This window comes from Siminovitchia fortis, from assembly GCF_003605365.2.
GTDB classification, from domain to species: Bacteria; Bacillota; Bacilli; order Bacillales; family Bacillaceae_C; genus Siminovitchia; species Siminovitchia fortis.
Window position 1 is genome coordinate 1 of the sequence record NZ_QYTU02000077.1, and the last position, 2781, is coordinate 2781.

The 2781-nt window shown below is 42.3% G+C and carries 1 protein-coding gene; it reads left to right on the plus strand.

The features are described from left to right. Positions 1-326 precede the first annotated feature (326 nt). A complete protein-coding gene (locus D4N35_RS17585; protein ID WP_120075987.1) occupies positions 327-2765 on the plus strand; it encodes a PBP1A family penicillin-binding protein in 2439 nt (812 codons plus the stop codon). Positions 2766-2781: the final 16 nt, after the last annotated feature.

The following is a 2781-nucleotide window of genomic DNA, read 5'->3' on the forward strand; positions in this document are numbered from 1 at the left end:
TTTTACTTTCGTAATTCAGGATAAATGAACACAAACAGTAGATTCCGTATATTTATTTTTAAAAAAGGCATCTGTGGAGACGCCTTTTTTTACATTTGAACTTTTATTCGAAAAACGTTGAAAAATATCCCTAAATATAAGCCGAAATGCGACAAGAATTGCATCCCGGAGTGAGTAAAATAGGGGTTCGCGGGATTCATGAAAATGTATTTTCCATTATCCGCGCTGTATTTAAATTTTCGATTTTCCAGCGGATTCAAAGGTTAGAACAAAAAAATTTCGGGTATTCGTTATTATTGTGATTACATATTAGGGGGAATGTGGTCATGGGGGAGAGTTATCCAAGTCGCAGACAATACAGAGAGGATAAGGAAAAAAAACAAAAAGAAAAAGGAAGATCCCGAAGTTTGGCTTATCGCACTATGCTGGCATTCTTCATTTTCGGGATTTTAGTTACTGGGGTATTTGCATTTACAGCGATGGCCTATGTAAAAGAAGCGCCCAAATTAAATCCCGAGCAGCTAAATTCACCAATGTCTTCCACTATATACGACATGAATAATAAAAAGATAATGGATGTAGCCGGAGAAGAATACCGAAAAATGGTTCCTTTGGATCAGGTGCCGAAAAGCGTGCAGAATGCTTTCCTGTCTGTCGAAGATGTGAGGTTCTGGGATCATCATGGCATTGACTTTAAACGAATTGCCGGTGCAACGGTTGCAAATATTAAGGAAGGTTTTGGAGTGGAGGGGGGCAGCACGATCACACAGCAGCTCGTAAAGATGTCTTTTTTATCCCCTGAAAAAACCATCGAGCGCAAAGTTCAAGAAGCATATCTTGCATTAAAATTGGAAAGGAAATATACAAAAGAAGAAATATTGGAGATGTATTTGAATAAAGTCTATTTCGGTGAAGGGGCATACGGCGTTGCAACGGCCGCAGATGTGTATTTCGGGAAATCCGTTAAGGATTTAAACTTAAGCGAGGCAGCGCTGTTGGCAGGATTGCCGCAAAGGCCGAGCGGTTATAATCCATACGAGAATCCGGAGCTTGCCGAAAACAGAAGGGATCTTGTTCTTTCTTTGATGCATGAGCATGGATATATAACTGAAAAAGAAAAAAAGGAAGCACAGTCCATTCCGGTAAAAGACATGCTGAAGAAGCAAAAGAGGAAAAATACATATAACAGCTTCACGGACAGGGTCATCGAAGAATTGAAGGAAAAAGGGATCGATGAGGACAAGCTTTATACGCTGGGGCTGAAAATCTATACAACATTTGATCCCAAAGCACAAAAGATTACAGACAAAGTTTTAAAGACAGATGAATATATTGATTATCCTGATGATAAATTCAGAGCGGGTGTCGTACTGTTAGATACAAAGACCGGGGAAGTTCGCGCGATTGGCGGCAGCCGGGATTCGGAAGCAGAGATTCAAAGAGGCTTCAATTATGCCACTCAAATGAAACGGCAGCCAGGCTCTACAGCCAAGCCCATCATGGCCTATGGGCCGGCAATTGAAAAGCTGAAATGGTCGACGTATGAGCAGATAAAAGATGAAGAAATCGAGTTGAACGGAAAAGTTTTTAAAAACTGGGATAATCGCTTTCATGGCAATGTCTCCATGAGGACTGCACTTCAATGGTCGTATAATATACCTGCCATTAAAGCGATGCAGGAAGCAGGGCCTGAAGAGGCAAAGAAATTTGCCGAAAAACTGGGCATTCCTTTGGATGAAATTTTTCCTGCCTATGCCATTGGCGGTTTTAAAGATGGGGTCTCTCCTCTTCAACTTGCAGGAGCCTATGCCGCTTTTGGAAACGAGGGGGTGTTTAATGAGCCACATACGGTTCGCAAAATCGTGTATTTGGATGGAAAGGAAAAGAATCTTCAGCCGAAGCCTGTTCAGGCGATGAGTGATTATACGGCTTATATGATCACAGATATGTTAAAAACAGTGGTGACAGAGGGAACCGGGGACATGGCAAACATTCCGGGACTTCCGCTGGCAGGAAAAACAGGTACAAACGAATTGCCGGATGACATCTATGGATATGGAGTGACGGATGCATGGTTTGCCGGATATACAACCCGTTATTCAGCTGCCGTATGGACCGGATATGATGAGATTTCACAGGAAAGTTTCGTACAAATGCAGGACTCTCATAATGCCAAATTGATTTTCAAACATATTATGTCTGAAGTATCCGAAGGCATCGAAACGCCGGACTTCACGATGCCATCCTCTGTTGAAAAAAGGACCATTGGAAACAGGGTCGAATTATTTGTAAAAGGAACTGCCCCTGTCAAGAAGCAGATCAACATAAATAAGCCTGTAAAGAAGAATGAAGTAGAGAACAAGCCGGAGATCACAGAAGAGGATGACGAAAAGGTTGAGGATTCTGATGAGAAAATAGAAGAAAAAGAGAGAGAAAATAAAGACCAAGAGAAATCCGGAGAACAAGAGAAAAAGCCTGATCCAAATGTGGAAAATGAAGGGCGGAAAAAGCCCGGTGACAATAATCCGAAGCCTCCAAGCGAAGAGAATCCGGGACAGGGGAATAAGCAGCCTCCTGCAGAAAACAACGGCCAAGGAGGAAATAATAATAGGAATCCCGAAAATAATGAGGGCGGGAATGATAAAGAAAATCCGGGAAACAAGGATAGCCCTCCACCCGAAGATAATAAGGGAGCAGGGGATTCCGACGAAAATAAAGGGAAACCGGCGGGCCAAAACCAGCCTCCAAAAGAAAAAGAAGAATAAGTCCAGCTTCTATTCA

Bases quoted from the DNA above. Each gene is read 5' to 3' on its own strand.
- D4N35_RS17585 (WP_120075987.1), top strand. From the start codon at position 327: ATGGGGGAGAGTTATCCAAGTCGCAGACAATACAGAGAGGATAAGGAA.